Raw genomic sequence first — 3,580 nt, forward strand, 5'->3', positions numbered from 1 at the left:
GGTGTAAATCCCTCATCCCCCTCGCCGCCATCGCGAAAGGGAAAAAGTGGACGACTTTTACGCCGCCCGCAGCAGCACTTCGCCGCCGCTACCGTGGTCTAATTTTGCACCGCCGTTCTCACCCACGGCATCCGTCGAGGCCACGATCCTGCGGACCAGGGGAAAATAGTCCGTCATATGCACCCGGTACTCCGGGCGCTGACCGTCCTGCTCGTACATCTTCCGGATGATTGGCGTGTAGGGCTCGGATGAGGACGGCACAACGAAGTCGAAACGCGTGAACGTTTGCTTGTCGACGGATGTTTCCGCGAGGATCGGATGATCCTTGCGAACGAACGGCAGGATCTCGATCGTCGCAATGCGCTCGCATTTGAATTGGGGCCAACCCGCAAGCGCCGCCTCTAGCCCGAACGCGACGTCTATATCGCCGCGTGACAGCAATTGTACGGCCCGCTCGCTGTTGCCCGACACTGTATCTATGCGGACCGCTGTATGACGTTTCAACAGTCCGATTGCCGGATCGTTGATCAACCAGTCAATAGAACCGGGAAACAGACCGATCCGCAGCTGTCCCGCAAACGGATCAGCGCCACGATTGCGTTCGCCGAACAAATCCGCGGCATCGGCGAGCAGGCGTGCCGCGCGGTCAATGAAGTCTCGACCTTCCGGGGTGGTCGCGACGCCGCGCGAGGTCCGACTGAAAATGGCGAAGCCCAGCTGTTGTTCCAGATCGGCGACGCTTTTGGTCACCGCCGATTGCGTCACGCCGACATCCTTGGCCGCACCGGAGAAAGAGCCGAGGCGAGCAACTGCGACCGCATATTTCAGACGGGAGTCGAGCACAGATAATCCTTTACGTCATGCTCCGTCTTCCACGCAACGAGCGGGTGACACAACATCACTTAACATATCAAGGTACAGCTGGCTGCTCCCCGGACTATCGCGAGCCAATCGTACCCGTTTCTGAGCCTTCTCGTCTCCTTCTTTCAGCTCGAACGATGCCAAAGGACCACTCAGAAGCTTTCGTGCGCCAGCGCCATTATCGGTGCGGCACCTGCCTTGATGGCGCCAGCCAGCCCATATGCCTGCGGCAACACACGTGCCGCATAGTAGTTGGCAAGGGCGATTTTTTCGCCGTGACTTTTCGGATCGGCCGCAGCTGCCATACGTGCCCACATCCAGCCCAAACTCACCAACGCAAATAGGCGCAGATACTCGACGGCCGCCGCGCTCAAATCGTCCGCGCCGACACCTTTCAGGTCCGATGTCGCCGCCTTCAGCAAATCGAGAGTTTCGCCCGTAGCGGTCACAATCCTGGCTGCGGCTGAGGTCTCGCCGGCCTTTACCAAGTCGGCAGCAACACGTTCGAAAAAGTTCTGCGCCACCACGCCGCCGTCCATCGTGAGCTTGCGTCCGACCAAATCGATCGCCTGCACGCCATTGGTACCTTCGTAAATCTGGGCAATGCGCGCGTCACACACATATTGGGCCATGCCCCATTCTCGGACATAGCCATGACCTCCGAAGACCTGTTGCGCCTCGACGGCGCTCTCGAAGCCGAAATCGGTGAAACCGGCTTTTACGACTGGGGTGAGCAGCGCGACAATTGCATCCGCTTTGGTCCGCTCACCTGCATCAGCATGGTGACGCGAAATCTCCATCTGCAATGCCGTCCAGCCCGCCAATGCCCGGCCGCCCTCGACAAAGGTCCGCACATTGAGAAGCATTCGCCGCACGTCGGCATGTTCAATAATCGGAACGGGATTGCGCGTTTCATCGGCGCTACGCCCCTGCACGCGGTCCTTTGCATACGCCGCTGCCTGTTGATAGGCAGCGCCGGCAATGCCCAGTCCCTGCATGCCGACCATCAGTCGCTCGGCGTTCATCATCACAAACATTGCGGCGAGGCCTCGATGCTGCTCTCCAACCAACCAGCCGGTGGCTCCATCATAGTTCATAACACAGGTCGGTTGGGCGTGGATGCCCATCTTTTCTTCAAGCGCACCGACCGACATCGCGTTGCGTGCAGTGAAGCCACCCTGCGCGTCGGGCAGAAATTTGGGGACTAGGAACAAGCTGATCCCTTTAACGCCCTCCGGTGCACCGGGCAGACGCGCTAGGACAAGATGAACGATATTCCCGCCGAAATCATGATCTCCAGATGAAATGAAGATCTTTTGCCCGGTAACACTGTAACTGCCGTCCGGTTCCGGTATGGCCTTGGTCTTGAGCAGGGCCAGATCGGTTCCTGCGCCGCTCTCGGTGAGCGCCATGGCACCCGTCCATTCTCCACTGACGAGTGGCGGCAGGCAGCGTGCCTTCATATCTTCGCTGCCGTGAGCGGCGATTGCCTCGGCCGCCCCGCGGGTCAAGCCGGGGAACAGGCTGAAGGACAGATTTGTCGCAGACATCATCTCATCGATCCAAAGTTGCAAGATGAAGGGCAGTCCTTGCCCGCCATGAGCCGGATCGGCTGATAGCGAGGCCCAACCACCGGCCGCGAATGTTTGGTAGGCATCCGGGAAACCGGCGGGTGTCTGCACCGAACCATCTGCCAGCTGGCTTCCCTGTTCGTCGCCAACGCGGTTCAGCGGGGCCAGTGTCTGAACGCAAAGCTTGCCCGCTTCTTCCAGGACAGCGACGGCCAGATCCGCGTCCACTTCCCGTTCCAGCGCCTGCATAGTGCCGTCAAAGTCGAGCACGTCCGTTAGCAGGAAGCGATAGTCAGCGATTGGGGGTACATAATCCTGCATCGGGTAGTCCTCTCGGTGATTGAAAGGCTTTACACCAAACGTCTGTTACACTCAAGCTTGGATAGGGAACTAGGGCATTTCCGGGCCCTCGTGCCGGAACAGCAGTGCGATCTGCCGCCCGATGACACGCGGTGACAGGCCACCGGGCCGGTACCAATCCGCCGCGCCATTGAGCTGTGCCAGCAGGAGGTTGCGGTATATCGACCGGTCGATTTCAGGCGGTAGCGGCAATGCGTCCACCAGCAGGCGGAACGGTCCTTCGAACCGATCGCGCCGGGCGATAAGCGCTTCACGCACATCGTCCGGCACCTCACGAAAATCGTTCATCATGGGCATGGTCAACGATTCAGGATCGAGCTGGATCTCCAACAGCGCGACACACGCCGCTTCTAGTTTGTCCCAAGGATCCCTCGCTCCACGGATTGCGGCGACTATTATTGCTTCTGCTGCATCCAGCGCGCCGTCATGCAGTTCGATGAATAGCGCGTCTTTGGATTTGATATGATGATAGAGCGAGCCGCCGAGCACGCCTGCTTGTTCGCCAATTTCGCGCATCGACGTGCCACGATAGCCTTTGCGCGTGAAGATCCGCGCCGCGATTTCCAGTATCTGGGCACGCCGTTGCCTGCCCTCCGTTCTAGCTCGAGTCATAGCAGTAGGCATAGCCTGTTCGTCATAGGCTGAAAACATACGACGTTATGGCACTAGAGGTTGTTATGAACCTGTAGCGATTGCGGCGGCCTGTTTCATCATGAGGCAGGCGAAGGCGACGACATGCAGTCCGGCCAGTGTCTGTGCATATCGCTCATAGTCTTTGACGAGGCGGC

At 59.1% G+C, this 3,580-nt stretch carries 3 protein-coding genes and 1 pseudogene; all 4 read right to left on the reverse strand.

The annotated features are described in order from the left end of the window. Positions 1 to 57: 57 nt before the first annotated feature. Positions 58 to 843 carry a LysR family transcriptional regulator gene (locus tag GQO94_RS20655; RefSeq protein WP_156843250.1) on the reverse strand — a complete coding sequence of 262 codons (786 nt, stop codon included), beginning with the start codon at positions 841 to 843 and terminating at the stop codon, positions 58 to 60. A 170-nt stretch (positions 844 to 1,013) separates the two neighbouring features. Beyond that, the gene (locus GQO94_RS20660; protein WP_156843251.1) at positions 1,014 to 2,753 is read right to left on the reverse strand and encodes an acyl-CoA dehydrogenase; all 1,740 of its coding nucleotides are present in this window, start codon (positions 2,751 to 2,753) and stop codon (positions 1,014 to 1,016) included. A gap of 69 nt (positions 2,754 to 2,822) precedes the next feature. Beyond that, positions 2,823 to 3,416, reverse strand: coding sequence for a TetR/AcrR family transcriptional regulator (locus GQO94_RS20665; protein WP_198046093.1), 594 nt, complete (start codon positions 3,414 to 3,416; stop codon positions 2,823 to 2,825). A 51-nt stretch (positions 3,417 to 3,467) separates the two neighbouring features. After that, positions 3,468 to 3,580: pseudogene (locus GQO94_RS21185) on the reverse strand (IS5/IS1182 family transposase); the annotation flags it as partial.

The organism is Novosphingobium aquimarinum, assembly GCF_009746585.1.
Classification (GTDB): domain Bacteria; phylum Pseudomonadota; class Alphaproteobacteria; order Sphingomonadales; family Sphingomonadaceae; genus Novosphingobium; species Novosphingobium aquimarinum.